Below are 24,792 nucleotides of genomic sequence, written 5' to 3' on the forward strand. Positions count from 1 at the left end.
TTTAGAATTTAGCACTTATTAACACTATAAAAGCAGGACTTCATTACGTCGAAGTCCCGCTTATTTTTATTTATCAAATGCAATGGTCTTTATATTTTTCTCTTTCAAGAATTTCTCAATTTTGGCTTGTTCTCGACCATTCGCAATATTTTTATCTTTATTGATATCGAGAATATCTTTTAATGATGCATCTTCATCTAAATTTAACGCACGTTGATTTGTTTGATATGTTGCTATCATATAATTACTTATCTTTTTAGTGTATTGTTCATATTCTTTGTTAGGCATCTGATTATTTTTTATGTACTTGGCAAAGTTATTTAAATTTTGTTCTTGTAAGTCTACAATATGATTGAATTTTTGTTCTTTTTTCTTAGATAACTTTTCGTCAGAATCTAACTTGTCCTCGTATGGCTCTCTAGCATCTGTTAATTTTCTATCGGTATCTAAATAGATTTTAATATCTTTTTTAATCGTGTTTTCAGAAATTTTCTGATCTTTAGTTGTTTTATCAAAAATATATTTCGGTATTTTATAATTATGATTAGCACTATTTTGTGACTGCTTGTTATCATTTGATGTATCTTTAGAATCATTTTCTTCTGACGATGACGAACAGCCAACTAATGTAAAAGTAAGAATAATTACAGGAATAACTAATAAGTATTTCTTCATATTAATGCTCCTTTATAATGTAAGTAATTCTTTCCTTTTTTTAGTATAAGCAACTACATAAATAATTTAAATAAACCATGTAAAATAACAACTACTTTTAAAGTAACTTGTTTACTATGCCTAATTTCATGAGAGAATATCACTCTATAGAAATCTGAACCCTTCTATTGAATACCTCTATGTTTAATCATTAGTAAAATAAAAATAACGCCTATGTATCCTGCGATAGATATAATGGATGCTTCATAACCAAATTGATTACCTGTGATGGCTATGTTGTTCGTATGTACGACATATTGCCAAATACTATACTGACTTTCCTTTTCAGTGATAAGTAAAAGTTGGGATAAATTCCAACAAAAATGTAGCGTAATGCTTGCCCAAATGGTATTAAATTTATAGGTTGCCAAACCGAACATGATGCCTACTAGTGAACCGCTAATTAATAATAAGAAGAAACTACTTACATTTAACCCACCATTTAATAAATGGATTGCTCCAAAAAATATTGCCGTGGAAATAATGGCAATCTTGATGTTCGTCTTCTTCTCAATGTACCCCATCAATAAACCTCTGCATACCATTTCTTCAACGACCGCGCCACCTAAGGCTGTTACGAAGATAGACCAGAAAAATGAATGCAACATATCAATTAAATTACCAAAGTGGTGCACAGTAAAATCACCTGGAACAAAAATGAAATAAATGCCATAAACTACTATTGGTAAGCTTAAGCCTAATATCACATAGAGTTTATTAAACTTAGGTGTTGTTATACGATATGCGCTCAAGCGATCTTTTAATACACGTTTAATGAATAATCGAACGACTAAAAAAGCAAAAATGATATATAAAATCCCTTGTAAAATAGCGCCTATACCTAGAAATGGAATTAAATCACTAAAGATGGATGCAATGCCTTGTGTAACGACCATGATAAGTAGTGCTAATAAGAATATACCTGCAATTTTCAATATTTTCATGATAATACCCCTATCTTTTTATAATCATTATTATATTAGCACAATGTTAAAGATATAAAATACGAGTCGAACAATCAATTATGTCCAACTCGTTTACTAAATATTATTTTTTCTCTATTACTTTAGAAATATATGTTGATGGTTTATCTTTATCAAATATTGTTAGCCCAGTAATATCTTTTGCATTTTTAGATGGTACGACAAGACTTACTAAATATCCGAAGACGAAAGCAACGACGAATGAAATGATTGATACGTAGAATGGTGAGTTACCTCCACCAACGCCATTTAGTAGGTATGCAATGATTACACCTGCAATTAATCCTACTAAGACACCAAATGTATTCGCACGTTTTGTAAAGATACCTACTGCAAAGATACCAGCTAGTGGTACACCAAATAATCCAGTGATCAATAAGAATAAATCCCATAAATTGTTTGAATCAGCAGCAATTAAGTAAATTGAAATAACATAGCTTAATAAGCCTGCCACAACAATGACTAATCGTGCAAAGTTAACTTCTGATTTATCTGCCCCTTTTCCAAAGAAGCGATGTTTAATATCTTCAGAAATACAAGCAGAGATAGAGTTCAAGCTTGATGAAATCGTCGACTGTGCAGCCGCAAATATAGCTGCAATCAGTAATCCGCCCACGAATGGTGGCATTTCAGTTAGAATGAAGTAAGGCACGATAGATGATGTATTGAATCCTTTAGGCAATACCTGTTCATGTTGATAGAAAGAATACATCATAGTTCCCATTCCATAGAAAATAGGTGCAGAGATTAACGCTAAAACACCATTTGTCCATAACGATTTCTTCGTTTCATCCATAGAGTCAGATGCTTGATAACGTTGAACAACATCTTGACTCGCAGTATATTGGTGTAAGTTGTTAAAGATATTTCCAAGGAAGATAATCGGAATCGCTGCTGCTGCGCTATTTAATTTCCAGTTATCTACACTAATAATCTTCTTATTGGCAATTGCATCACTGACAATTGTGCCGAAACCACCTTTGATTTCAAAAGCACCGATGATAATTATCATTAATGCGCCACCAAGTAAAATAACACCCTGGATAAAATCGCTCCATACAACGCCTTCGAATCCACCTAAGAAAGTATAAAGAATACATAAAATACCCACTAAACTAGCTACGATGAATGGATTCATATCAGATACAGCTGTGATTGCTAATGTTGGTAAATAAATAACAATCGCTATGCGTCCTAAATGGAAAATGACAAATAATAATGAACCGATGACACGTATACTTGGTCCAAAACGCGCTTCTAAATATTCGTACGCTGATGTTACGCGTAACTTTTTAAAGAATGGTACATAAAATGCGATTAAAATTGGAATAATTGCGACAATCGCAATATTACCAGCGATGTATGCCCAATCTGTTAAAAATGCCTTTTCCGGTGTAGACATAAAGGTAATGGCACTTATAGTCGTCGCATAAATCGAGAACCCAATGGCCCACGATGGCAAACGACCACTTGCCGTGAAGAAACTATCCGTATCTTTACCAGCCCTTTTAGTAAAGTACGCTCCAATTAATAACATAATGACAAGATAACCAATAACAGCTACCCAATTCCATGCCCCAAAACCGACTTGATGCATAATCAACACCCCTTGTGTTACATATTCTGTTGTTAAATATTCTCAGTTTGTCTATAAATCGTATTTCTTAATTAATGTGTCCAATGCATCGCGATGTCTTTCATCAAATGGTCGGAATGGACGTTTAGGCAATCCTCCATCGATACCACGCGTTTTTAATATTTCTTTTAATGTTGGGTAAATGCCCATACTTAATACCGTTTCGATGATGTCATTCGTATCATGTTGTATTTGATATGCTTCAGCAATTTTGCCTTCTCGTGCTAAATCAAATATTTGTCGTGCACGGCGACCATTCACATTGTATGTTGAACCAATTGCCCCATCGACACCTGAAATTGTCGCTTGCACTAACATTTCATCAAATCCAGATAATATGAGTTTATTAGGAAATGCCTTACGGATACGTTCTAATAAGAAGAAGTTCGGTGCAGTGTATTTCACGCCTACAACTTTTTCATGATTAAATAACTCGCCAAATTGTTCGATGCTAATATTGACACCTGTTAAGTCAGGAATCGCATAAATAATCATATTGTTTTGTGTTGCTTCGATAATGTCGAAATAATATTGCTTAATTTCTTCAAAAGAGAATGGATAATAGAATGGTGTCACTGCTGATAACGCATCATAACCTAGTTCTGTTGCGTATTTCCCAAGTTCAATCGCTTCATTTAAATCTAATGATCCAATTTGCGCAATTAAGTTCACATCGTCTCCAACAGTTTCTTTCACTACTCTAAAAATTTGTTTCTTTTGTTCTTTACTAATTAAGAAGTTCTCCCCAGAACTACCATTCACATATAAGCCATCAAGTTTCTCAGTCTCAATCGCATTTTTAGCAATTTGCTTTAATCCTTCTTCTTTTATTTGTCCATGTTCATCAAACGGTACAAGTAATGCGGCGTATAATCCTTTTAATTTATCTTCCATGTCATGTTCCTCCAAATCAATTTTTATTCAAATTCATTTTTATAAACTTTGAGATAAATTCAATTACAATAAATTTCTATTTACACTTCGAATTGTAAACGCTATCATTTTCTTAAACAACTATTTTTGAAAAGATTTAACAAAATGTTGCGAATTTGATGAAAATATTTTTCAAAAAGAATGATGACGATTACTTTAATTTGAAGTGTCGTTATAATAAAGACGACTAAGGAGGTACCTCAATGTATAAAATAGCTATAGATATAGGTGGAACAAATATTAAAGTGGCAGTCATTAATGATGACTTAGAAATGATTGATTATAAAAGGATTAAAACGCCAGATAATATTAATGTGCAAATTGTAGATGAAACATATCAATTAGTAGCAGCATTTATGAAACAATATCAACTTAAAAATCCATTTATTGGTATTTCAAGTGCTGGTGTCGTCGATTCAGATTTAGGTCAAATTATTTATACGGGGCCAACCATTCCTAATTATGACGGTACACAATTCTTCGAAGTCTTCAAAGATTTATCGTCTGATATCGCTGTTTATAATGATGTGGATGCGGCATTGTTAGGGGAACTTAAACTCCATCATTATGAAGAAGATAATATATTCTGTTTAACTTTGGGGACAGGTATTGGTGGTGCATTTTACAGTCAAGCTTCTGGCATTTATCAAGGTTCGCGTCACCGTGCCAATGAAATTGGTTACTTACTTTATCGTGAAGAAGATGGTAAAACATTTGAACAACGTGCCTCAACATCAGCTCTTAAAGATTTAATGACTAAACATCAATTTGAACATGGTACGGATGTACCTAGATTATTTAATCTAGCAGAAGATGGTAATGAAGAAGCACTTAATATTCTCAATGAATGGAGTAATTATGTTGCAGAAGGTATTGCTCAAATTCAAATTATTTATGATCCAAGCTTGATTCTTATTGGAGGCGGTATTTCATCTCAAGGTGAAACACTTCTCAAATATATAGAACCTAAAATTCATCATTATTTACCCTCTGACTATGGCATTGCTAAGATTCAAACAACTCAAACAGAGAATCATGCTGCTTTATTCGGCGCAATCACTAAATAACAGCTGGATTTAGATAGGCGTGGGACACTGAATTCATAACGAATTCTGTCCCACTCCTCACTCATTCTTTCTCATTTCCTAAAATGACATCTCGTGTTTGTTGATACACTTGTTGCATATGTGTGTCATTCAATAATAAATAACTCACGATATCTAATAAAAATAGTGTTGCGATTTGTGAGTTGATGAATTTTGAATCATTGTTACTTGATTGAGCCGTCGTGATTAATACTAAATCTGCATTCTTAGTAAGCGCACTACCTTCGAAATTTGTTATGACTACGACATACGCCCCTTGATTGCGAGCAATCTTCGCAGCTTCAATTAATTCTAAGGTTTCCCCACTATTTGAAATAGCGACAAACATATCTCGTGATGAAAGTAGCGACGCCGATATCTTCATTTGGTGCGCATCTGTTGATACAGAACCTTTGATACCCATACGCATTGTGCGATAGTAAAATTCACTTGCCGTTAATCCCGAACTTCCTAATCCTGCGAAATTGACTTGTCTACACGTTTTTAAATTGTGTGCTAGACGCTTAATCTTTTCCTCGGAAATAAATTCACCCGTTTGTTGGATAATGTTTTGATGATAACGATGAATAAGCTGAACAAGCGGTGCATTTTCTACTACCTTTTCTGATTTTTCGTGTTGCAAATTAAACTTCATATCTTGAAAGTTGGCATAATTTAATTTGCCACTAAATCTTGTAATGGTAGCTGGTGATGTCCCGATAGCATAAGCTAAGGAATTAATTGTAGAGAAATTTTCATCAAGTTCATGTGTTTGTATATATTCAATAATTTTTTTATCCATTTTCGTTAATAAATGACGACTTCGTTGAATACGATTTTCAAATTTCATGACAACACCTCGTAATTAAGTTAGTTAAACTGTATTATATTTGAAAATATTTTTCAATTCTCAATTATAAATTGATAAATATTTTCTTAATGTTATGATATGAATGAATAAACGAATCAATTATAAATACTATTTCTATTTACAATTTTGAAAAAGACGGAGCGTGTTTAAAAATGTTACCAAATGGATTAATCGTGTCATGTCAGGCGTTACCTGACGAACCATTACACTCATCATTTATTATGTCAAAGATGGCTCTAGCAGCTTTTCAAGGTGGAGCGGTTGGTATACGTGCGAATACTAAAGAAGATATTTTAGCGATTCGAGAAGAAGTATCACTACCGGTTATCGGAATTGTAAAACGAGATTATGAAGGTTCTAATGTATTTATTACAGCAACTTCTAAAGAGGTGGATGAACTAATTGAAAGTGGATGTGAAGTAATTGCTTTAGACGCGACAACGCAAACACGTCCTAAGGAGTCCCTTGAAGAATTAGTTCATTACATTCGAGAGAAAGCACCCCATGTTGAAATTATGGCGGATATTTCAACTGTTGAAGAAGCCATCAATGCAGATCATTTAAACTTTGATTACATTGGCACAACATTACGTGGGTATACGTCTTATACAAAGGGACACATTCTCTTTGAAAATGATTTTGAATTTTTAAAAGAAGTATTAGAAAAGGTCAACGCGAAAGTTATTGCAGAAGGTAATGTCATTACACCTGAAATGTATAAAAAGGTAAGTGACTTAGGCGTACATTGTACGGTTGTCGGTGGCGCAATTACACGTCCTAAACAAATCACTGAACGTTTTATAGAAGTTGTCCAACAAAAATAATTGCTTAATTTGGAGGCGTAAATCATGAAGATAACGAACTTAGTAGATAAAAAATTAGCGAGTGATTATGTTGCAATTGAACTATTGAAGTTAATTAAAGATAAGCCTGATGCTATATTAGGGCTTGCTACTGGTGGCACGATGACAGATGTTTACCCACGCTTCTCAGAATTAGCATTGGCTAATCGAGTAAATTTAGCAAAAGTTCAAACATTTAATTTAGATGAATATGTAGGGTTAGCACCTGAACATGCTCAAAGTTATCATACGTATATGCATCAATTATTATTTGATCACAATGCTAGTTGGAATGCCGATAACATTCATATTCCTCAAGGCCATGTTGAATATTTAGAGCGTGAGGCACGTCGTTATGAGGATCAATTGAAACAAATTGGTCAACCGGACATTCAGTTATTAGGTATTGGTGAAAATGGACATATCGGCTTCAATGAGCCTGGCACATCTTTTGAAAGTGAAACGCGTGTGGTTGATTTAACTGAATCAACGATTAATGCTAACAGTGTTCATTTTGATCATATTGATGATGTGCCTAAACAAGCCGTTTCTATGGGATTGAATTCTATTATGCGTGCGAAACGAATCATCTTATTAGCATTTGGAGAACGTAAACGTGATGCAATTCATCAACTCTTGAATGGTGAAACAACTGAGTCATTACCTGTATCTATCTTGCATCAACATCCTAATGTAGAAATCATTGTTGATGACACTATTTTCAAACATTTATAGTTCACTACCCAAATAAAATAGAAAACAGAAAGTGGATTGATAGCCAATCCACTTTCTGTTTTTTCATTTTATGAATGTTTAAATAGTTTTAAAATTAAATACATAATAATACTAATAACCGCAATTACTGAGAAAGTAATTAAGAATATTAATTCTGTTTGGTGAAATTCAAATGCTAAAGTAAAATTATTAAAACTTTTGAATGTGCTATAAACGATTAAATTAAGTAGGATTAATGCGATTAAAGCAACAATAGATAACCATGCTAACCAACTAAAGAAATGCTTAGCGTTAGGGAATCTGAAATCATTATTCATGAATGGACACCTCTCTTCCGTCGCTCGAGTTTCGTATCAAACATTTACTACATATATACACTAGAATGTATATCTTTAAACGCGAATAGAGGTTAGAGAGAATTTATAATAACTACATCAACCAATTTTTTTAATATTGATGTACAACTCCTGATTTAATTGTTTTATCAATACGAATCGTATCATTTACCATAACGATATCAGCATCTTTACCGATTGCTAAACTACCTTTATGGTCATCAATTTTCAATGCAATGGCTTGATTCAAACTCGTTACTCGCCATAAATTCTCTAATGAATCATGTGTATATTCAATTAAATTATACAAACCGTCATTCATTTTCAAGATGCTACCTGCTAAAGCCCCACTTGCTAAGCGAGCCTCTTTTCCTTTAACGATGACATTCTGTCCGCCTAAATCATATTCACCGTCTTCCATCCCTTTCGCACGCATTGCATCTGTGATGAGATACATGTGTTCATTTCCCTTTTGCTTATAAGCAATATGTACAGAAGCAGGATGTGAATGAATACCATCAACTATAATTTCCGTATTTAATTGTTCATTCGTCCACGCCGCACCAAAGACACCTGGATCGCGATGTTCAAATGGTGTAGCAGCATTATATAGATGCGTTACGTGTTTAGCACCATGGTCGACCGCTTCATTCGCTTGATCAAACGTTGCCACAGTATGCCCCATTGAAAAAATAATATCTTCATGTAATTGATTGAGTGTATCATGTGCACCTTCAACTTCAGGCGCAAAGGTAATAATTTTGATTTGCTGATTCGCAATTTCTTGGAAATGTTGAATCTTAGACGCTGACGGACGTTGCACATATTTAGGATTTTGTGCGCCAACTTTATGCTCTGAAATAAATGGACCTTCTAAATGAACACCACCTACTTCAGCTGCTTCTCCTCGTTGTTGATCAGCTTGATATGCCACAATATTTTTCAATGACTTTTCAATATTAACATCAGATTGTGTCATCGTCGTTGCTAAAAATGTTGTCGTTCCCTCCGATAATAACTGTTCAGCCAAATGTTTCAAACCTTCATAAGAAGCATCCATTGCATCCTCGCCATAACCACCATGAATATGAATATCTATGAAACCTGGTAATACATTTTGACCTTTCACGTCGAGTTGTTCTAATTCTCCAGTATACGTTCCTTGTTGAATATCACTTATTTTGCCATCTTCTACTACAAGATATCCATTTTCAATAACTTGCTTTTCCGTATAAATTTTACCATTTGTAATGACATAGTTTGTTGACATGATATACCTTCTTTTCTATTTAATTCTTCAAATTTTCATCTCAATTATAGCATTTCATTAGGTCGTATTTAGCCAATTTTCTCTTTTGGAAAAAGTTTTCAAAACAGAACACTATGACTTAGAAATCAAGATATTTCAAAAAAATTGAATTTTGAAAATATTTTATATTATAGGTATACTCAAACTAAATAAAATATAAAGGATGACTTAATTGAACAATGAATGACAAGCGAAAGAAAAACAATTATTTAGTATATGTGATATCCGTAACCATCATTGTACTTATTACTGCTATGGCCGGATTCTTTCCTAAAGCATTTGGCACCTATGCACAGCATATTTATAATTTTATTTCTAATTCATTTGGTTGGCTGTTCTTACTTATTATATTTATTTTAGATATCTTTTTAATCTCGTTAGCAATTTCTCGTTACGGTCGCTTCAAATTAGGCAGTGATGATGAAGAACCTGAATTTTCATTTTTATCATGGTTAGGTATGTTATTTTCAGCGGGACTTGGTGTCGGTATTGTATTCTGGGGTGTTGCTGAACCACTCACACATTATCTTCACTCACCGTTTCCAAAAGATGTTCCGAATCAATCAGCAGAGTCAGCGCGTGTAGCTATGGGCTATACCTTCTTCCATTGGGGTATTTCACAATGGTCTATCTTCGCCATGGCTGGACTTATCGTGGCATATTTTCAATTTAGAAAGAAGCGAGATGGTTTAATTTCTACAGCAATGGAACCTGTCTTTGGTCAAGCTTACAAACGTCCATTTCGAAATGTGATTGATATTTTAGCAATTATAGCTACAGTTATGGGGATTGCCACTTCTATAGGTCTTGGTATCATGCAAATTAGTGGTGGATTGAATCATGTCTTCCATGTACCAAATAATAACATTACAAAAATTGCTATTACGGTACTCATGGTTTGTATTTTCTTAGGTTCTGCGATAACTGGATTAAATCGAGGCGTTAAATGGCTAAGTAACATCAATATTATTTTAGGCGCTGTTTTACTACTATTCATGCTTATCTTTGGAGACTTAAAATTCATCTTTGAATCTTATACTCTAGCAATCGGAGACTATATCAGACACTTTGTTGAATATAGCTTACGTATCAATCCATATTCTGGCAATAATGCTTGGATACAACAGTGGACCGTCTTTTACTGGGCATGGGTAATCTCATGGTCACCATTCATAGGAGGTTTCGTCGCTCGTGTATCTCGTGGACGTACAATTCGTGAATTTATCATGTGTGTTTTAATCGTACCTCCACTCATTTCATTCGTATGGATTGCAGGATTTGGCGGTATGGCCGTTAAGATTGCTATGGGTGGCGATAACATCGCTAAATTAGTAGATAAAGATTACACAGTTGCTTTATTTGAATTACTATCAAAATTTCCATTAGCAGATATTACGAGCATATTAGCAGTCGTCTTAATATTCTTACTCATAGTGACAAGTGCAGACTCAACAACACATATTGTTGCTGGCATGGCAACAGGAGGTAGCGAGAATCCAAAGGTGAAACATAAAGTGATTTGGGGATTGCTCATCGGTGCCATTTCAGTTGCAATGACGATTGCAGGTGGTTTGACGAGCTTACAAACTGCATCCGTTGTAACAGGTTTGCCATTCTCTATCATTCTATTACTAATGACACTCTCAATAATGCGTGCGCTTCGCAGAGAACATACGAAGCACTTCCAAATGTCTTATATTGATGATGACAAAGATTATTCTATTCCATTAGAACAACGAGAAGATCATAATAAATCTAATGAAAAGGAACAAGACAAGGAACAAAATAATGAAGAAAAATAACAATATGGATCTGTACTTTAATTTACTGCCTTTAATTGGACTAATCATAAGTATATTTTTTTATTCATACTATATTTTGTCATTTATCACATAGATGATAATTGGGTTATTGTAAGTTTATATTGCTTATTACCAATATTTGTGAATAGTTCTATCACTTTAGTCTATAAGCTTTTTAATAAATAGCGCATATACTGCTCTTGTCATATGTGTAATTTTAAAATATTGTAGTAATAAGCACTTTCTATCATTAAGGGGAAACAAGGGGGATTATAATGAATTACAAACAGACATCACCTGAAGTCTTACGTCAATTAATTCGAGATGGAGAACTTGTCGGTCACACAAGCGGTATGGCAGAGGGTTATATACAAGCTAATGTGGTTATATTGCCATCGAAATATGCTTATGATTTCTTAAAATTTTGTTTTAGAAATCCAAAGACTTGCCCACTCTTAGATGTGTCAGAAATTGGCGCACATTCCTTTCCATATTATGGGCCTAATGCAGATATACGCACTGAAGTTCCGAAATATCGTATTTATGAACATGGTCAATTGATTAAAGAAGTTGATGAAATCACTGACCTTTATACAGAAGATATGGTTAGCTTTCTAATTGGTTGTAGTTTCACTTTTGAGCATGCCATGTTGGAAGCTGGCTTACCTGTACGTCATATTGAAGAGGGTCATAATGTACCGATGTATCGTACAAATATACCAGCACATTCAAGCGGATACTTTAAAGGTAATATCACAATTAGTATGCGTCCTATGACTATGACTCAAGCGATTAAGGCAACAGAGATCACTTCACATTTTAAGAATGTTCATGGCACGCCAATCCATATTGGCACACCAGAAGAACTAGGAATCACTGATATCGATAAGCCTGATTATGGAGAAGGCGTCACAATCAAACCTAACGAAATTCCAGTCTTTTGGGGATGTGGCGTTACACCGCAATCTGTTGCACTTGATGCCAAACCTGAGTTAATGATTACACACTCACCCGGACACATGTTTATTACAGATATTAAAGATAGCGAATTAAATGATTAATTTTTAAAAAAAGGGAGATACGCAGCTAAAATTTATGCTGAGATATCTCCCTTTATATATTTATATTATCCAATGTGTATTAAAAGTTGATAAATAAGTGTGCCCGCATAGTTCCCTATGACATAACCCAATGTACCTATAATTAGTATCGGTCCAACAAGACCTTGCCATCCTTTACTGATAGCTAAAGCTGCTGCCGTTGTAGGACCACCAGCAGTAGCATTACTTGCCAACAGTATTTCTTCAATCTTGAAGTTAAATAACTTTCCTAGTATTAAACTTAAACCTAGATTAAAAATTAAAATAATCATCACAAAGATAAATAATAATGGTGCTGTTTTTATAATCGTCATAAATGAAGCAGGTGTTCCTATCACTACAAAGAATATGTAAATAATAAATGTTCCAATTTCTGAAGAACCGGCTAATTTATCAAAGAAATCTCCCCAAATAGCCACTGCCAATAATGTAAGTGTTGTAAGTAACAAGTATTGATCGCCAAAGAAAGAAACCAGTATCGTAAGTAGGACATTAGACTGCGGTATCACATGTTGAATGACCTCAGATAATTTAAAACTGATTGCTACTAATGCCACTGCAATCGCTATCGAAAGTGCAATATCTAATAATTGAATTTGCTTCGGTTGCCAATAAGATTGTTGTGTTTCTGGTGTTGACTCAGTTTGATAATCTGTCTTAAACCATCTTTTTATAATAGGTAAAGACGGTATTGCAATCAACAACATAAAGTACAATGCCATGACACTATTATCTGCAACGACTGTTGATGAAATCATGTCACTCGGTGTTTTAAACTTCGTGCTTAAAGCTGCAAAGTTCACGCCACCTCCTATATAACTTCCTGTCATCATCGCGCCAATTTTTGATAAATATGGAATCCATTGATGAAGTAAAATAAATCCTACCGTTGTCCCTATCAATGTTCCAACTGATGCAATTAAGAAGATATATAATAATCGACGACTTTCCTTCCAAATCTTTAAAATATTAGAACTGAACAATAATAAAGGAATTGATATTGGTACCGCGTAATCCCATACCGTATCATAAACCGGCGATTCAGTCGGGATAATCTTAAAATTGGATAATAACATAGCCCCTACTAAAGCAATGATGGCACCTGAAATGGTGCTTGCCCATTGATATTTCTGTTCTAAGAAGATACTGATTGTCGCCCAAACTATAATTATGGCCCATAATATCCACGTATCATCTTTTGCGATTAATGTCCCTATTGTAAACATCATCCCATCCCCCTTCTTTAGTAACATTTTATACTATTAATAATTTAATTTCGATATTCTATGCCATTTTTATAACGTTATAATCTACTGATAATAATTCTCAATGAAACGTAAAAATGCTCTGTACATTGCTAAAAAATAGGACTATTCTATGTATGAAAATGTTCGAAATTTGGAAAGAAGGTTTCTATATGAATAACTCTGTTAAATAAAAAAATTTATATTACCTCTAGTCATAGGCATACTTATAGCTGTGCTTGCCCCTTTCAGACCTGAATCATTAAGTCTGGATGCATGGCTAATGTTTGCTATATTCGTAGGTACCATTATCTGCTGTATCACACAACCTATGCCTATTGGTGCCGTATCGATCATAGGGTTCACGCTAACCGTTTTAGTTGGTGTTATCGATACAAAGACTGCCGTTCAAGGTTTCGGTAATCCAAGTATTTGGTTGATTGCAATGGCATTCTTTATCTCTAGAGGATTCGTTAAAACTGGACTCGGCCGTCGTATCGCACTTCAGTTTGTAAGATTATTTGGAAAGAAGACACTCGGTCTAGCATACTCACTTGTCGGTGTGGATTTGATTTTAGCACCAGCAACACCTAGTAATACTGCTCGCGCAGGTGGGATTATGTTTCCAATCATTCAGTCGCTTTCTAAATCGTTTGATTCTGACCCGAAACAAGGTACTGAGCGTAAGGTGGGGTCATTTTTAATATTCACTGAATTTCTTGGCAACCTTATTACTGCCGCGATGTTCTTAACTGCAATGGCCGGTAACCCACTTTCTCAGAACTTAGCTGAGAAGACTGCACATGTTCACGTTACTTGGATGAACTGGTTCTTAGCAGCCATCGTTCCTGGCATTGTGTCACTTATCGTCATACCATTTATTATTTATAAAATGTATCCGCCAACAGTCAAAGAAACACCTGATGCGAAAGATTGGGTCGAAAATGAATTAGCTGATATGGGGTCAATTGCTAAAGCCGAAAAATTCATGATTGGTGTATTTATTATCGCATTACTACTTTGGGTAGTAGGTAGCTTTATTGGTGTAGACGCAACATTAACTGCGTTTATCGCATTATCTTTATTACTTATCACAGGCGTATTAGATTGGAAAGATATTTTAAATGAAACTGGTGCTTGGAATACATTAGTGTGGTTCTCAGTGTTAGTGATGATGGCAGATCAACTGAATCAATTAGGCTTTATTCCATGGTTAAGCCATACTATCGCAAACAGTTTAGGCGGTCTAAGTTGGCCAGTCGTCCTTGTTATTCTAATAATCTTCTATTTCTATTCACATTATTTATTTGCCAGCTCAACCGCTCACGTCAGTGCAATGTACGCAGCATTACTTGGTGTAGCCGTTGCTGCAGGTGCACCACCGTTATTTAGTGCATTAATGCTTGGTTTCTTTGGTAACTTAATGGCCTCTACAACACACTACAGTAGTGGCCCTGCGCCTATTCTTTATGCAGCTGGTTACGTCACTCAGAAACGTTGGTGGCTCATGAACCTAGTCTTAGGCGTTGTGTACTTTGTAATCTGGCTCGGTTTAGGTTCATTATGGATGAAACTGATAGGATTGATGTAACTATATTAAGGGAGAGAAACTTATACAAGTAAGAGTTTCTCTTTGTGAATTTTTCAGAATTTTCTATTTATTTTATAAATATTAACGGTATAATGAATTTATCTAAATACTTATTACAGAATAAAAGTGACAACTTTGAATGAACCTCAAGAAAGCACTCTAAAAGACTTAACGTTATGTATTAAGGCTAGTCAAATGGTAAATGAACAAAATAATATAATTGATGAAGAAAATATCTATATTAGAGATAAAGTAATTAAAATTATACGTAGAAATACATTAATATATCGATTAGTTATTTTTATATTATTTTTCTTATTATTATCATCTATTTATTTAAAATTCAGATATGTACTACTTGGTTTAATAGTGTATATAATATATTTCATCAGAATTAAAAAATATTCTAAAAATAATCCTGCTTTTCTCAACTCTATAAAATACTCGTTTACACGTAATAGATTAATTCATAAAAATCATTTTACTTCTTCAATTAATAGAATTAATGAAGCCAATAAAGTTAAAAATGAAGTAGCAACTGTTTTAAATGAAATAGATATATATAAACGTATTCCAGAGAAATATTGTAATGCTTATGCTGCATCTAAAATGTATGATTATTTTCTTACATATCGTGCTGACAACATAAAAGAGGCAATTAACCTGTTTGAGCTTGAAGAACATCAATCAAGATTAGAAGCCAAACAAGACTATATTATAAAGCAAAATGACCAAATACAAATTGAGATGTTTTAGCTTCTAGATACGCTGCTAAACTTGCTACACGTGAATCTAGAAAAGCCAAAATCAGTGCTTCAAATGCAAGTTTAAACTCGTTCTTAAATTTATTAAAAAAATAATAAAAATACAATTGTGTGGTGTGCAAATATGCACCTTACAATTGTTAGCGCCGTCATTACCTTAATCGGTAATGGCGGTTTTTTGCGCACTCTTCATTTTCTTTTTTCCCAATCACATACCGTTCTTTTGAAAGACAGAGAGGTCTCTGAAGCAAATCGTAAAGTACGTTATGCAGGATCTGATGCTCACAAAGTACGTGAAAACATAGAACGTTTATAAAATAATAGAAGCCACTTATATAGTTACATTGATAGATAAGTGGTTTTGTTTTATTCTTCATTATTTTCCAAAATAAGCGTGTCATGGTTACTTTTTAAATTTAAAAATTCTTCTTCTGTCAAATTTCTCTGACATTTACTTACGCTATTATCGCTTTTTTTCAAATTACCTTTTGATATTTTTCCACTTGAAACCTGATTATTATGTCTACTTTTAAAGAAATAAAAATATTCATCTTCAATTTCTTTTAACATTTCTTTAGTATCTTCATCATTAACTCTATAATCATTTTTTAATACCGTCTCAATAAGATTTTTCCATACTAAATCATATCTTCTAAAGATGAATATAGGTTGGACTTTATTGCTTAAATCACCTTGAAGATATAATGCTATTCTTCTTAAAATAATACGAGCACCTAATAGTACCGTATTTACTTCTGTTTCAACTAGCTCTCTACCGAAGTTATTTTTTCCAAAACCTAATTTGGGTTCTTTCGAACGAAATGGAAAAATTTCAAGATTACACGTCTTTAATTTTTCAGCATTCTCTTTTACTGTATAATAATTCTCTTCTTTTCCTAAATCTTTTTTTAGCTTTCGAAAAACTTTAGTACTCTCGTTATCACTTGTTAACAGAGGATAAAAATACTCGCCTAAATAATAAAACCTATTCGTTAATTTTTTTACACCACTCATTAATTCTTTGAAATTGGATTCATCTAATTTTATTAAGTTCAATAGCTCTTTACTTAACATTGAGCTTTCAGTATCCACAATATGCTCTTTAATTCTTTCTTCATTTGAATAGTTTGAGAATTTTGCACTTAAATCCCCAGTATCTGTGATTTCAAATTCATCAAAAAAATCTTCTAGATTTTCAGGTTCACTTTTATTATCCAAAATAGCAATATTAGGATTAAGTAAGCATTGAAAAATTGTTGATTTATCAATATCTCCATGTATTTGGTTTGGTAAACCATAATGTATATTTTTAGGAAATTGATTTCTATTATCTGTTTTTAAATACTTATTTTCTAAATTCTCTTCAATCGCTAGCCAAGAAAAGTTTTCACTGTTGTAATTGAAATCACCAGTAAAATAACTAGATTCATTCTCTTTATCCATTAGCTTTAAATAATTATTAATAAGATGTGTAGCTCTCTCTTGTTCCCATGGATTGTATTTTTCCATAAATTCTTTTTTATTAAATATTGTATTATCTAATAAGATCTTTTCAAATTTCTCTTTCATTTGTCCTCGCCCCATTCCTAATAAGTGAGACTTCTACGATAACGTTTATGTTTAGTGATAGTCGTCTCATCACTTACATTTAATCACTTAACAAGGACAATATATGGGATTATATTATTAATTCGTAATTCAGTGATTTCTGTCGTCTTTTTCTCTAAGTTTGCCTGAATTAACTATGCCTATAGTAAGTGGCGCATATAAAAACATTAATGCATATGCCACATTAACACCCATTACAAAATAAAATATACAGAATACCCATATACCCACTACTATTAATAAAATGTTATGCCAACGTTTATCTCCAAATGATGATTGTTTAGATGACATGTTATTTTTATCCTTTTCCAAATATTATTCTCTTTTATCTTATCAAATATCAAAGTCTTCCTAATTACCCATCAATCTCAAACCCTAGATCTTCAATCATTTGATAATCGAGTTCATTCGGTTGTCCCCCTGTAATCAGATAATCACCTACAAAGATGGAATTGGCTGCTTTTAATGAGATGGCTTGTAAAGAACGTAAATGGACTTCACGCCCACCTGCAATACGTATTTCTTTAGATGGATTGATGAGTCGAAACATCGTGATAATTCTCAAACATTTCATCGGTGATAACAAATCGAGTCCGCCAAATTTTGTCCCTTTGATTGGATGTAAGAAATTAATCGGAATACTATCAGCGTCAATTTCCTTCAACGCAAATGCCATATCAATAATATCCTCATTCGTTTCCCCCATCCCACATATCACACCAGAACATGGTGAGATGTGATTCTCTTTCATGATTTCAACCGTACGTACACGATCTTCATATGTATGTGTCGTCACGACTTCGCTATGGTAACGTTCACTCGTATTTAAATTATGATTATAGCGATCTACACCCGCTTCTTTTAACTTCTCAGCTTGTGTTTCATTCGTTAACCCTAGACATGCACAAATTTTAAGTTGAGGATGCAACGCCTTAATATCATGAACCGTCTCACAGATATGATCAACCTCTCTATATGTAGGCCCACGTCCACTCATAACAATACAATATGTGCCAATGTGATTCTCCGTCGCTACCTGTGCACCAGCTTTAATTTTGTCAGGTTCAACTAACGCATAGCGCTGTTTTTCTTTCATTTTCACCGATTGACCGCAATAGCCACAGTCTTCTGGACAAATTCCACTCTTCGCATTTAATATCATATTGAGTTTCACTTTTTTTCCGAAAAAGTGTTTTCGAATGATATATGCCTCATTTAATAATTCAAATGTATCAATCGTTTCATCTTCAAATAATGCTAAAGCTTCTTCTTTACTTAGTACGTCTTGATTTAAGATACGTTCTGCTAAATTTAATCTCATGTTGTTAAACTCCTTACTTTAAAAAATCCCGTAAAAACCTAAATGTAAACTTTATATATAAGTAAGTTTACATTAACAACGTGAAAAATTAAATATTTAGCTAGAAATTAACCAAAACAAAAGGCTGGAATGTATTAAAACATCCCAACCTGTATCAACATATTCTCCGTACTAGTCATCATTGCAAGGCAACCAAATCTTTTTAACACATTCGATTTATGCCTTGCGCCCTACTCTTCATCGTAATTTTTCTCTAATTTACGCAATTCATCGCGTGTTTTCTTCTGCAGTCCTTCTCCGTAATCCATCATTTGAACGATGTCTTTAAACGCCGCATGTGGAATGGCAAGTTCATCTAATTCATCTGGATGTACATGTAAATCAATGTCATCTTCACGTCCTTCTGCCAATTTATGAACGAAGTCAGGTTCTGTGACAAATGGTGATGACATGCCAACCATATCAGCGTTATTTAAAGCATCTAGTGCTGTTTCAGGTGTATTAATACCACCACTCGCAATCAACGGCACACGTCCATTTAAATACTCATATACGACCTGATTGACGCGACGTCCATAATTATCGCCTGGTGTACGCGTCTTATTCTGATAAATATTGCGTCCCCAACTTGCGATAGCCAAATAATGAATATTTGCGACTTCCATGACCCAATCTAAATGTTGATTAAATTCATCAACTGTATAGCCTAAATCACTACCTCTTGTCTCTTCAGGTGTCGCTCTGTAACCGAATATGAAATCACTTGGTGCCTCTTCATCGATGACTTTTTGTACTGCCTGCATGACTTCTAAGCCAAAGCGTGCTCGGTTCTCTAACGAATCTACACCATATTGATCATGTCGTTGATTGGAGAACTTAGAGAAGAAAGTTTGAATGAGTAAACGTTGTGCAACGGAGATTTCAACGCCATCAAATCCCGCTTGAATTGCTCGAGATGTTGCATCGGCATATTGTTGTATGACGTCATGAATTTTCTCCACCGACATTTCTAAAACGTCATGTTTAATTGGAGAGTGTAACGTCATTGGACTTGGGCCATAGACTTCCCCATAATTCATAATCGCAGTATTTGAGAATCTTCCAGCATGTGCAAGTTGAATTATCGCTTTATGGCCATCTTGTTTCATAGCTTGAGCCACTTTTCTTAAACCGGGAATGCAGGCATCATCAGAAATATTAAATCCATATTCAAACAACTGACCATATGGCTCAATATATGCTGCGCCAGTCACTTGCAATCCTGCTGAATCAGCACGACGTTTCGCATAACGTATGTCTTCCTCTGTAATATGGCCTTCTTTAGTAGAAGAATTCGTCGTCATGGGCGAAAGGACAAATCGATTAGCTAATGTAATGCCATTAGGTAATGTAATAGGTTCTAGCAATGGTGCGAATTTCGACATTTATGACATCCTCTTTCGTTCTTTATGTATTATTTTCAAAGTATCATGCTTTATGACATTACTCAATCGACTTGTTTGTGAACTGTTTGGACACCCCTTTTCAGGAAAAGAAGAAAAGCATTAGAACATTTGTGTGACGTATAAACTAAATTCCTACAAAATTTCACTAAACACGTTAAAATGGTGGTGGGTATTATAATTAAGGGACTAAACAATTAACTTTGGAGATGAGCGCCAAGTGGATTTCAATATATTAGATTACGCCATGATTGATGAAGGCAAGAATGCGACACAAGCTTTACAAGATACCACAAGACTTGCGAAACTCGCTGATGACTTAGGCTACAAGCGTTTCTGGTTAACAGAACATCATGATGTTCCAGCGTTTGCGAGTGGTAGTCCTGAACTCTTAATGATGCATTTGTTAGGGGAAACGAAGCGTATTAAGTTAGGCTCTGGTGGCGTCATGTTGCCTCACTATAGCCCGTTTAAAGTGGCCGAAAATTTTAAAATGCTAGAGGCACTCCATCCTGGTCGGGTTGACTTGGGTATCGGCAATAATCCAGGTACAGCGGTGGTCAAACGTGCAATGGATGAGGACAAACGTGACTATCTTGATTATTCACAAAGCATTGAAGATATTCGTCATTATTTGACGCGAGCACCAGAGGAACAACGTGTAGGACAAGTCATTAGTCAACCTCACCTATCACGTCATCCAGAAATGTGGCTCTTAAGTGCGAGTCAACGCTCAGCTAAATTAGCTGCTACACAAGGCATGGGCTACACCTTAGGAACATTCTTATTACCTAGCCAAGATAAGATTGATGCAGCTAAAGCGTCAGTAGAAACGTATCGTGAACACTTTCAACAAACTGCGTTAAACATGTCACCCACAGTCATGTTAACAACGTTTGCGATTGTAACGGACACTGAAGAAGAAGCGCAAGACCTACTACACGCTCTTGACGTATGGTTATTAGGGAAACGTCAATTTGCCGAGTTCGACCGCTTCCCATCTATCGAAACAGCAAGACAATACAACTTAAGTGAACGTGATAAACGTGTCATAACTCAGCACCGTGCACGTATCTTAGCTGGCACAATCGAGCAAGTGAAACCCCGCTTGGACGCAATGATCCAAGAATTTAAGGCGGATGAGGTCTTAGTCGTACCGCTATTACCAGACATCGATCAACGATGTCGAACGATTGAACACATAGCACAAGCGTATTTATAAATAGAGAAAGGATGAAATGAAATGGCTAAATTAGCTAATTATTTATATGTCGAAAAGGTAGGAAACCAATATATTTATCGCATGACACCTGAATTACAAGATGACGTAGGTACAGTAGGTTATGTAGAATTTATGGGACCAGACGACGTTAACGTCAATGATGAAATTGTAAGTATCGAAGCATCGAAAACTGTATTAGATGTGCAATCTCCACTTGCAGGTAAAATCGTCGAACGTAATACGAAAGCTGAAGATGAACCAGCGATTTTAAATTCTGAAAAACCAGAAGAAAACTGGTTAGTTAAATTAGAAAATGTAGATGAAGCAGCATACGACGCATTACCAGATCCAGATGAGGACTAAATGCCAGTGAACCAACAAGAACGTTTAGCTTATCTTATTGAAACGATGTGGAAGGAACAATATGGCGACAAGCCTTTAGACTTCCCTCACACTGACACAGAACAATGGGAACTTTATCGAGGTTTAGCCAATGTGCGCCCTCCAAAGCCTGTCAGTTCTGAGTACTTAGATATTCAAGATGCCTATTTATCTACATTAAACAACCAACAAGACATTAAACATATTGATGATTTAACGCCTGTTTCAGATGAGCCATTATATTTATGGCAAGGTGACATCACAACACTTGATATTGACGGTATCGTCAACGCAGCGAATAGCCGATTCTTAGGATGTATGCAAGCGAATCACGACTGCATAGATAACATTATTCATACCAAGGCTGGTGTACAGTTACGTTTCGATTGCGCTCATATAATTGAGCAACAAGGACGTAAAGAAGGTGTTGGTAAAGCAAAGATTACCTCTGCTTATAATTTACCAGCCAAGTATGTCATTCATACAGTTGGCCCACAAATTCGTAAACAACCTGTATCTCAGATGAATAAAGATTTACTTGCACGTTGTTATCATAGCTGTCTAGCGCTTGCCGATGAAAAGGGGTTAAGACACTTAGCATTCTGTTGTATTTCAACAGGTGTCTTTGGATTCCCACAAGATGAGGCAAGTCGTATAGCGATTGAAACGACACGTCAATATTTACATGAAACTGGCTCAGAGTTGAAAGTACTCTTTAATGTATTTACAGATAGAGATTTAGAACTATATAAGGAGGCTTTCAATGACAACAACAGATAACCCAACGCATAACGAGAATTGGATAGCGCTTGATAAGGCGCAACAACAAGACGCCACTCAAACGGATATCTTGGCACAAGCCATTGATGAAGCTGATGCCATTGTTGTTGGCATAGGCGCTGGTATGTCTGCTTCAGACGGTTTCACTTACATTGGTGAACGTTTTACGCAGAACTTTCCCGACTTTATTGAGAAATATAATTTCTTCGATATGTTGCAAGCGAGTTTGCACCCGTTTGATAGTTGGCAAGAATATTGGGCATTTGAAAGTCGTTTCGTGAAGTTGAACTACTTAGACCAACCTGTCGGCCCTTCTTACGTTGCACTTAAAAAGATACTTGAACACAAGGATTATCATATTATTACGACCAATGCAGATAATGCCTTTTTAGTGGCAGATTATGATTTAAATAAAGTATTCCATATTCAAGGAGAATACATTCTTTGGCAATGTAGCCAACACTGTCATGCACAAACATATCGTGATGATAATGCCATTCGCGAAATGGTAGCTAAACAAGAAGACATGAAAATCCCATATGAGTTGATTCCACATTGTCCAAAATGTGATGCCCCTATGGAGATTAACAAACGTAAAGCACAAGTTGGCATGGTTGAAGATGCAGATTTCCATGCACAATTAGATCGCTACAATCATTTTCTAGATACTCATAAGAATGGCAAAGTGTTATATCTTGAAATTGGTATTGGTTATACGACACCACAATTTGTGAAACATCCTTTCCAACGTATGACGCGTCACAATCCCAATGCCGTGTTTATGACGTTAAACAAGAAAGCGTATCGCATCCCTAAATCAATTCAAGATAGAACCATTCATCTCACTGAAGATATAGCATCATTAATCATTAACGCACAAAGACAATTAACAACTTAGGAGACGAAAACATGTATTTAATAAAACCTATTCGTAATGGTAAATATATCGATGATGGCGCCGTAAACTTGGCGATGCAAGTATATATTAATAACAATATCTTTCTAGACGAAGATATTTTACTTCCTTATTATTGCCAACCTAAAGTAGAAATCGGTCGTTTCCAGAATACAGCGGTTGAAATCAATCAAGACTACGTCGATGAGAACAACATTAAAGTCGTACGTCGTGATACAGGCGGTGGCGCAGTTTACGTCGACGATGGTGCCGTCAACGTATGTTGTATTTTAGAACAGGATACATCCATTTATGGTGATTTCCAACGCTTCTATCGCCCTGCTATTCAAGCGTTACATAATTTAGGCGCAACTGACGTCATTCAAAGTGGTCGTAATGATCTCGCTTTAAATGACAAGAAAATTTCAGGTGCTGCGATGACATTATTGAATAACCGTATTTATGGTGGTTATTCATTACTATTAGATGTCGATTACGACGCCATGGTCAACGTATTGAAACCAAACCGTAAGAAGATTGAATCTAAAGGCATCAAATCAGTACGTGCCCGCGTCGGTCAAATCCGCGATGCATTAGACCCTAAATATCAAGACATCACCATTCATGAATTCAAAGATCTCATGATTAAGCAAATTATGGGAATAGATGACATTAAAGATGCCAAACGCTATGAATTAACAGACGAAGATTGGGCTGGCATCGATCAATTAGTCGCTGAAAAGTATGATAATTGGGAATGGAACTATGGCCGTTCACCACGATATGAATACAATCGAAATGAGCGCTTTAGTTGTGGCACAATTGATATTTCCCTATCAATTGAACATAACCGTATTGCCGCTTGTCGTATTTATGGCGATTTCTTTGGTCAAGGTAACATTCACGATGTTGAAGAACATTTAATTGGTACGCGTATGGTCAAAGCTGACTTGATTGAACGTTTGAATGACATTGATTTAAAGTTCTACTTTGACAATCTTAGCGTAGAAGAATTTGTGGCATTTATATTGAGTTAATTACAATAAAGTAATTTGAAGTCGCATTTTACACTTTCTGATATTGAAATATTTTAACAAGTTTCATAATACATTTAGTAAACATCAATCCCCTCACTACGCCAACTAGTGAGGGGATTTTTAATACCCAAAAGACCACTAAAAAACCTGAGCTTACGTATG

23 protein-coding genes and 1 pseudogene are annotated in these 24,792 nt (G+C 34.9%); 12 read left to right on the top strand and 12 right to left on the bottom strand.

Annotated elements, in window-relative coordinates:
* Window positions 1-66 precede the first annotated feature (66 nt).
* The 4 genes from BDW31_RS00790 to BDW31_RS00805 form a co-directional block, all read right to left on the bottom strand.
* Window positions 67-675, bottom strand: a complete 609-nt coding sequence (locus BDW31_RS00790) for an NDxxF motif lipoprotein (RefSeq protein WP_053024423.1) — start codon at window positions 673-675, stop codon at window positions 67-69.
* 164 nt (window positions 676-839) lie between these two features.
* Entirely contained in the window at window positions 840-1,658 is an 819-nt protein-coding gene (locus BDW31_RS00795; protein WP_053024422.1) for a CPBP family intramembrane glutamic endopeptidase, read from the bottom strand.
* 103 nt (window positions 1,659-1,761) lie between these two features.
* A complete protein-coding gene (locus BDW31_RS00800; protein ID WP_110708955.1) occupies window positions 1,762-3,294 on the bottom strand; it encodes a sodium:solute symporter family protein in 1,533 nt (510 codons plus the stop codon).
* Window positions 3,295-3,345: 51 nt separating this feature from the next.
* Entirely contained in the window at window positions 3,346-4,227 is an 882-nt protein-coding gene (locus BDW31_RS00805; RefSeq protein WP_037550753.1) for an N-acetylneuraminate lyase, read from the bottom strand.
* A gap of 242 nt (window positions 4,228-4,469) precedes the next feature.
* Here BDW31_RS00805 and BDW31_RS00810 point away from each other — a divergent pair, with 242 nt between their 5' ends.
* Entirely contained in the window at window positions 4,470-5,333 is an 864-nt protein-coding gene (locus BDW31_RS00810) for an ROK family protein (protein ID WP_053024420.1), read from the top strand.
* A 61-nt stretch (window positions 5,334-5,394) separates the two neighbouring features.
* On the opposite strand, the gene BDW31_RS00815 is transcribed toward BDW31_RS00810, so the two are convergent.
* Complete coding sequence (locus BDW31_RS00815; protein WP_053024419.1) at window positions 5,395-6,201, bottom strand: MurR/RpiR family transcriptional regulator; 807 nt, start codon at window positions 6,199-6,201, stop codon at window positions 5,395-5,397.
* A 173-nt stretch (window positions 6,202-6,374) separates the two neighbouring features.
* Between BDW31_RS00815 and BDW31_RS00820 the strand changes: the two genes are divergently transcribed.
* Window positions 6,375-7,046, top strand: a complete 672-nt coding sequence (locus BDW31_RS00820) for an N-acetylmannosamine-6-phosphate 2-epimerase (protein WP_053024418.1) — start codon at window positions 6,375-6,377, stop codon at window positions 7,044-7,046.
* Between the two features lie 24 nt (window positions 7,047-7,070).
* Window positions 7,071-7,799, top strand: a complete 729-nt coding sequence (nagB, locus tag BDW31_RS00825) for a glucosamine-6-phosphate deaminase (protein ID WP_053024417.1) — start codon at window positions 7,071-7,073, stop codon at window positions 7,797-7,799.
* A 68-nt stretch (window positions 7,800-7,867) separates the two neighbouring features.
* Here nagB and BDW31_RS00830 read toward each other — a convergent pair whose 3' ends face one another.
* Entirely contained in the window at window positions 7,868-8,116 is a 249-nt protein-coding gene (locus tag BDW31_RS00830) for a hypothetical protein (protein WP_053024416.1), read from the bottom strand.
* 130 nt (window positions 8,117-8,246) lie between these two features.
* The gene (nagA, locus tag BDW31_RS00835; protein WP_053024415.1) at window positions 8,247-9,404 is read right to left on the bottom strand and encodes an N-acetylglucosamine-6-phosphate deacetylase; all 1,158 of its coding nucleotides are present in this window, start codon (window positions 9,402-9,404) and stop codon (window positions 8,247-8,249) included.
* 218 nt (window positions 9,405-9,622) lie between these two features.
* Between nagA and BDW31_RS00840 the strand changes: the two genes are divergently transcribed.
* Together BDW31_RS00840 and BDW31_RS00850 are read left to right on the top strand one after the other, a co-directional pair.
* Window positions 9,623-11,245: a BCCT family transporter gene (locus BDW31_RS00840; protein ID WP_110708957.1), complete on the top strand. Its 1,623-nt coding sequence runs from the start codon at window positions 9,623-9,625 to the stop codon at window positions 11,243-11,245.
* Window positions 11,246-11,520: 275 nt separating this feature from the next.
* On the top strand, window positions 11,521-12,306 hold the full coding sequence (locus BDW31_RS00850) for a putative hydro-lyase (protein ID WP_053024413.1): 786 nt from the start codon (window positions 11,521-11,523) through the stop codon (window positions 12,304-12,306).
* Between the two features lie 65 nt (window positions 12,307-12,371).
* On the opposite strand, the gene BDW31_RS00855 is transcribed toward BDW31_RS00850, so the two are convergent.
* Window positions 12,372-13,571: a DUF819 family protein gene (locus BDW31_RS00855; protein WP_053024412.1), complete on the bottom strand. Its 1,200-nt coding sequence runs from the start codon at window positions 13,569-13,571 to the stop codon at window positions 12,372-12,374.
* A gap of 191 nt (window positions 13,572-13,762) precedes the next feature.
* Between BDW31_RS00855 and BDW31_RS00860 the strand changes: the two are divergent.
* Window positions 13,763-15,180, top strand: a pseudogene (locus BDW31_RS00860) (anion permease).
* Between the two features lie 135 nt (window positions 15,181-15,315).
* On the top strand, window positions 15,316-15,936 hold the full coding sequence (locus BDW31_RS00865; protein ID WP_053024410.1) for a hypothetical protein: 621 nt from the start codon (window positions 15,316-15,318) through the stop codon (window positions 15,934-15,936).
* Between the two features lie 374 nt (window positions 15,937-16,310).
* Here BDW31_RS00865 and BDW31_RS00875 read toward each other — a convergent pair whose 3' ends face one another.
* From BDW31_RS00875 to BDW31_RS00890, 4 genes are all read right to left on the bottom strand, one after another.
* A complete protein-coding gene (locus BDW31_RS00875) occupies window positions 16,311-17,513 on the bottom strand; it encodes a hypothetical protein (protein ID WP_110708959.1) in 1,203 nt (400 codons plus the stop codon).
* A 129-nt stretch (window positions 17,514-17,642) separates the two neighbouring features.
* A complete protein-coding gene (locus BDW31_RS00880; protein WP_053024407.1) occupies window positions 17,643-17,864 on the bottom strand; it encodes a hypothetical protein in 222 nt (73 codons plus the stop codon).
* Window positions 17,865-17,907: 43 nt separating this feature from the next.
* Window positions 17,908-18,873 carry a biotin synthase BioB gene (bioB, locus tag BDW31_RS00885; RefSeq protein WP_053024406.1) on the bottom strand — a complete coding sequence of 322 codons (966 nt, stop codon included), beginning with the start codon at window positions 18,871-18,873 and terminating at the stop codon, window positions 17,908-17,910.
* Between the two features lie 230 nt (window positions 18,874-19,103).
* Complete coding sequence (locus tag BDW31_RS00890; RefSeq protein ID WP_037550781.1) at window positions 19,104-20,297, bottom strand: NADH-dependent flavin oxidoreductase; 1,194 nt, start codon at window positions 20,295-20,297, stop codon at window positions 19,104-19,106.
* A 238-nt stretch (window positions 20,298-20,535) separates the two neighbouring features.
* On the opposite strand from BDW31_RS00890, the gene BDW31_RS00895 reads away from it, so the two are divergent.
* From BDW31_RS00895 to lplA, 5 genes are read left to right on the top strand one after another with little or no spacing between them, the layout of a single operon-like run.
* Window positions 20,536-21,537 carry an LLM class flavin-dependent oxidoreductase gene (locus BDW31_RS00895; RefSeq protein WP_080287548.1) on the top strand — a complete coding sequence of 334 codons (1,002 nt, stop codon included), beginning with the start codon at window positions 20,536-20,538 and terminating at the stop codon, window positions 21,535-21,537.
* Window positions 21,538-21,558: 21 nt separating this feature from the next.
* The gene (locus BDW31_RS00900; protein ID WP_011274595.1) at window positions 21,559-21,900 is read left to right on the top strand and encodes a glycine cleavage system H family protein; all 342 of its coding nucleotides are present in this window, start codon (window positions 21,559-21,561) and stop codon (window positions 21,898-21,900) included.
* A complete protein-coding gene (locus tag BDW31_RS00905) occupies window positions 21,901-22,698 on the top strand; it encodes a protein-ADP-ribose hydrolase (RefSeq protein ID WP_053024405.1) in 798 nt (265 codons plus the stop codon). It abuts the gene before it with no gap.
* On the top strand, window positions 22,682-23,596 hold the full coding sequence (locus tag BDW31_RS00910; protein WP_037550785.1) for an SIR2 family NAD-dependent protein deacylase: 915 nt from the start codon (window positions 22,682-22,684) through the stop codon (window positions 23,594-23,596). The genes BDW31_RS00905 and BDW31_RS00910 overlap by 17 nt, the downstream gene beginning before the upstream one ends.
* Before the next feature lie 11 nt (window positions 23,597-23,607).
* Window positions 23,608-24,630 carry a lipoate--protein ligase gene (gene lplA, locus BDW31_RS00915; protein WP_110708961.1) on the top strand — a complete coding sequence of 341 codons (1,023 nt, stop codon included), beginning with the start codon at window positions 23,608-23,610 and terminating at the stop codon, window positions 24,628-24,630.
* The last annotated feature ends 162 nt before the right edge of the window (window positions 24,631-24,792 follow it).

This window comes from Staphylococcus sp. AtHG25 (assembly GCF_003217445.1).
Classification (GTDB): domain Bacteria; phylum Bacillota; class Bacilli; order Staphylococcales; family Staphylococcaceae; genus Staphylococcus; species Staphylococcus haemolyticus.

Coding starts and splice junctions, on each gene's coding strand:
- BDW31_RS00790 (WP_053024423.1), bottom strand. CDS start 675: ATGAAGAAATACTTATTAGTTATTCCTGTAATTATTCTTACTTTTACA.
- BDW31_RS00795 (WP_053024422.1), bottom strand. CDS start 1,658: ATGAAAATATTGAAAATTGCAGGTATATTCTTATTAGCACTACTTATC.
- BDW31_RS00800 (WP_110708955.1), bottom strand. CDS start 3,294: ATGCATCAAGTCGGTTTTGGGGCATGGAATTGGGTAGCTGTTATTGGT.
- BDW31_RS00805 (WP_037550753.1), bottom strand. CDS start 4,227: ATGGAAGATAAATTAAAAGGATTATACGCCGCATTACTTGTACCGTTT.
- BDW31_RS00810 (WP_053024420.1), top strand. CDS start 4,470: ATGTATAAAATAGCTATAGATATAGGTGGAACAAATATTAAAGTGGCA.
- BDW31_RS00815 (WP_053024419.1), bottom strand. CDS start 6,201: ATGAAATTTGAAAATCGTATTCAACGAAGTCGTCATTTATTAACGAAA.
- BDW31_RS00820 (WP_053024418.1), top strand. CDS start 6,375: ATGTTACCAAATGGATTAATCGTGTCATGTCAGGCGTTACCTGACGAA.
- nagB (WP_053024417.1), top strand. CDS start 7,071: ATGAAGATAACGAACTTAGTAGATAAAAAATTAGCGAGTGATTATGTT.
- BDW31_RS00830 (WP_053024416.1), bottom strand. CDS start 8,116: ATGAATAATGATTTCAGATTCCCTAACGCTAAGCATTTCTTTAGTTGG.
- nagA (WP_053024415.1), bottom strand. CDS start 9,404: ATGTCAACAAACTATGTCATTACAAATGGTAAAATTTATACGGAAAAG.
- BDW31_RS00840 (WP_110708957.1), top strand. CDS start 9,623: ATGAATGACAAGCGAAAGAAAAACAATTATTTAGTATATGTGATATCC.
- BDW31_RS00850 (WP_053024413.1), top strand. CDS start 11,521: ATGAATTACAAACAGACATCACCTGAAGTCTTACGTCAATTAATTCGA.
- BDW31_RS00855 (WP_053024412.1), bottom strand. CDS start 13,571: ATGTTTACAATAGGGACATTAATCGCAAAAGATGATACGTGGATATTA.
- BDW31_RS00875 (WP_110708959.1), bottom strand. CDS start 17,513: ATGAAAGAGAAATTTGAAAAGATCTTATTAGATAATACAATATTTAAT.
- bioB (WP_053024406.1), bottom strand. CDS start 18,873: ATGAGATTAAATTTAGCAGAACGTATCTTAAATCAAGACGTACTAAGT.
- BDW31_RS00890 (WP_037550781.1), bottom strand. CDS start 20,297: ATGTCGAAATTCGCACCATTGCTAGAACCTATTACATTACCTAATGGC.
- BDW31_RS00900 (WP_011274595.1), top strand. CDS start 21,559: ATGGCTAAATTAGCTAATTATTTATATGTCGAAAAGGTAGGAAACCAA.
- BDW31_RS00905 (WP_053024405.1), top strand. CDS start 21,901: ATGCCAGTGAACCAACAAGAACGTTTAGCTTATCTTATTGAAACGATG.
- BDW31_RS00910 (WP_037550785.1), top strand. CDS start 22,682: ATGACAACAACAGATAACCCAACGCATAACGAGAATTGGATAGCGCTT.
- lplA (WP_110708961.1), top strand. CDS start 23,608: ATGTATTTAATAAAACCTATTCGTAATGGTAAATATATCGATGATGGC.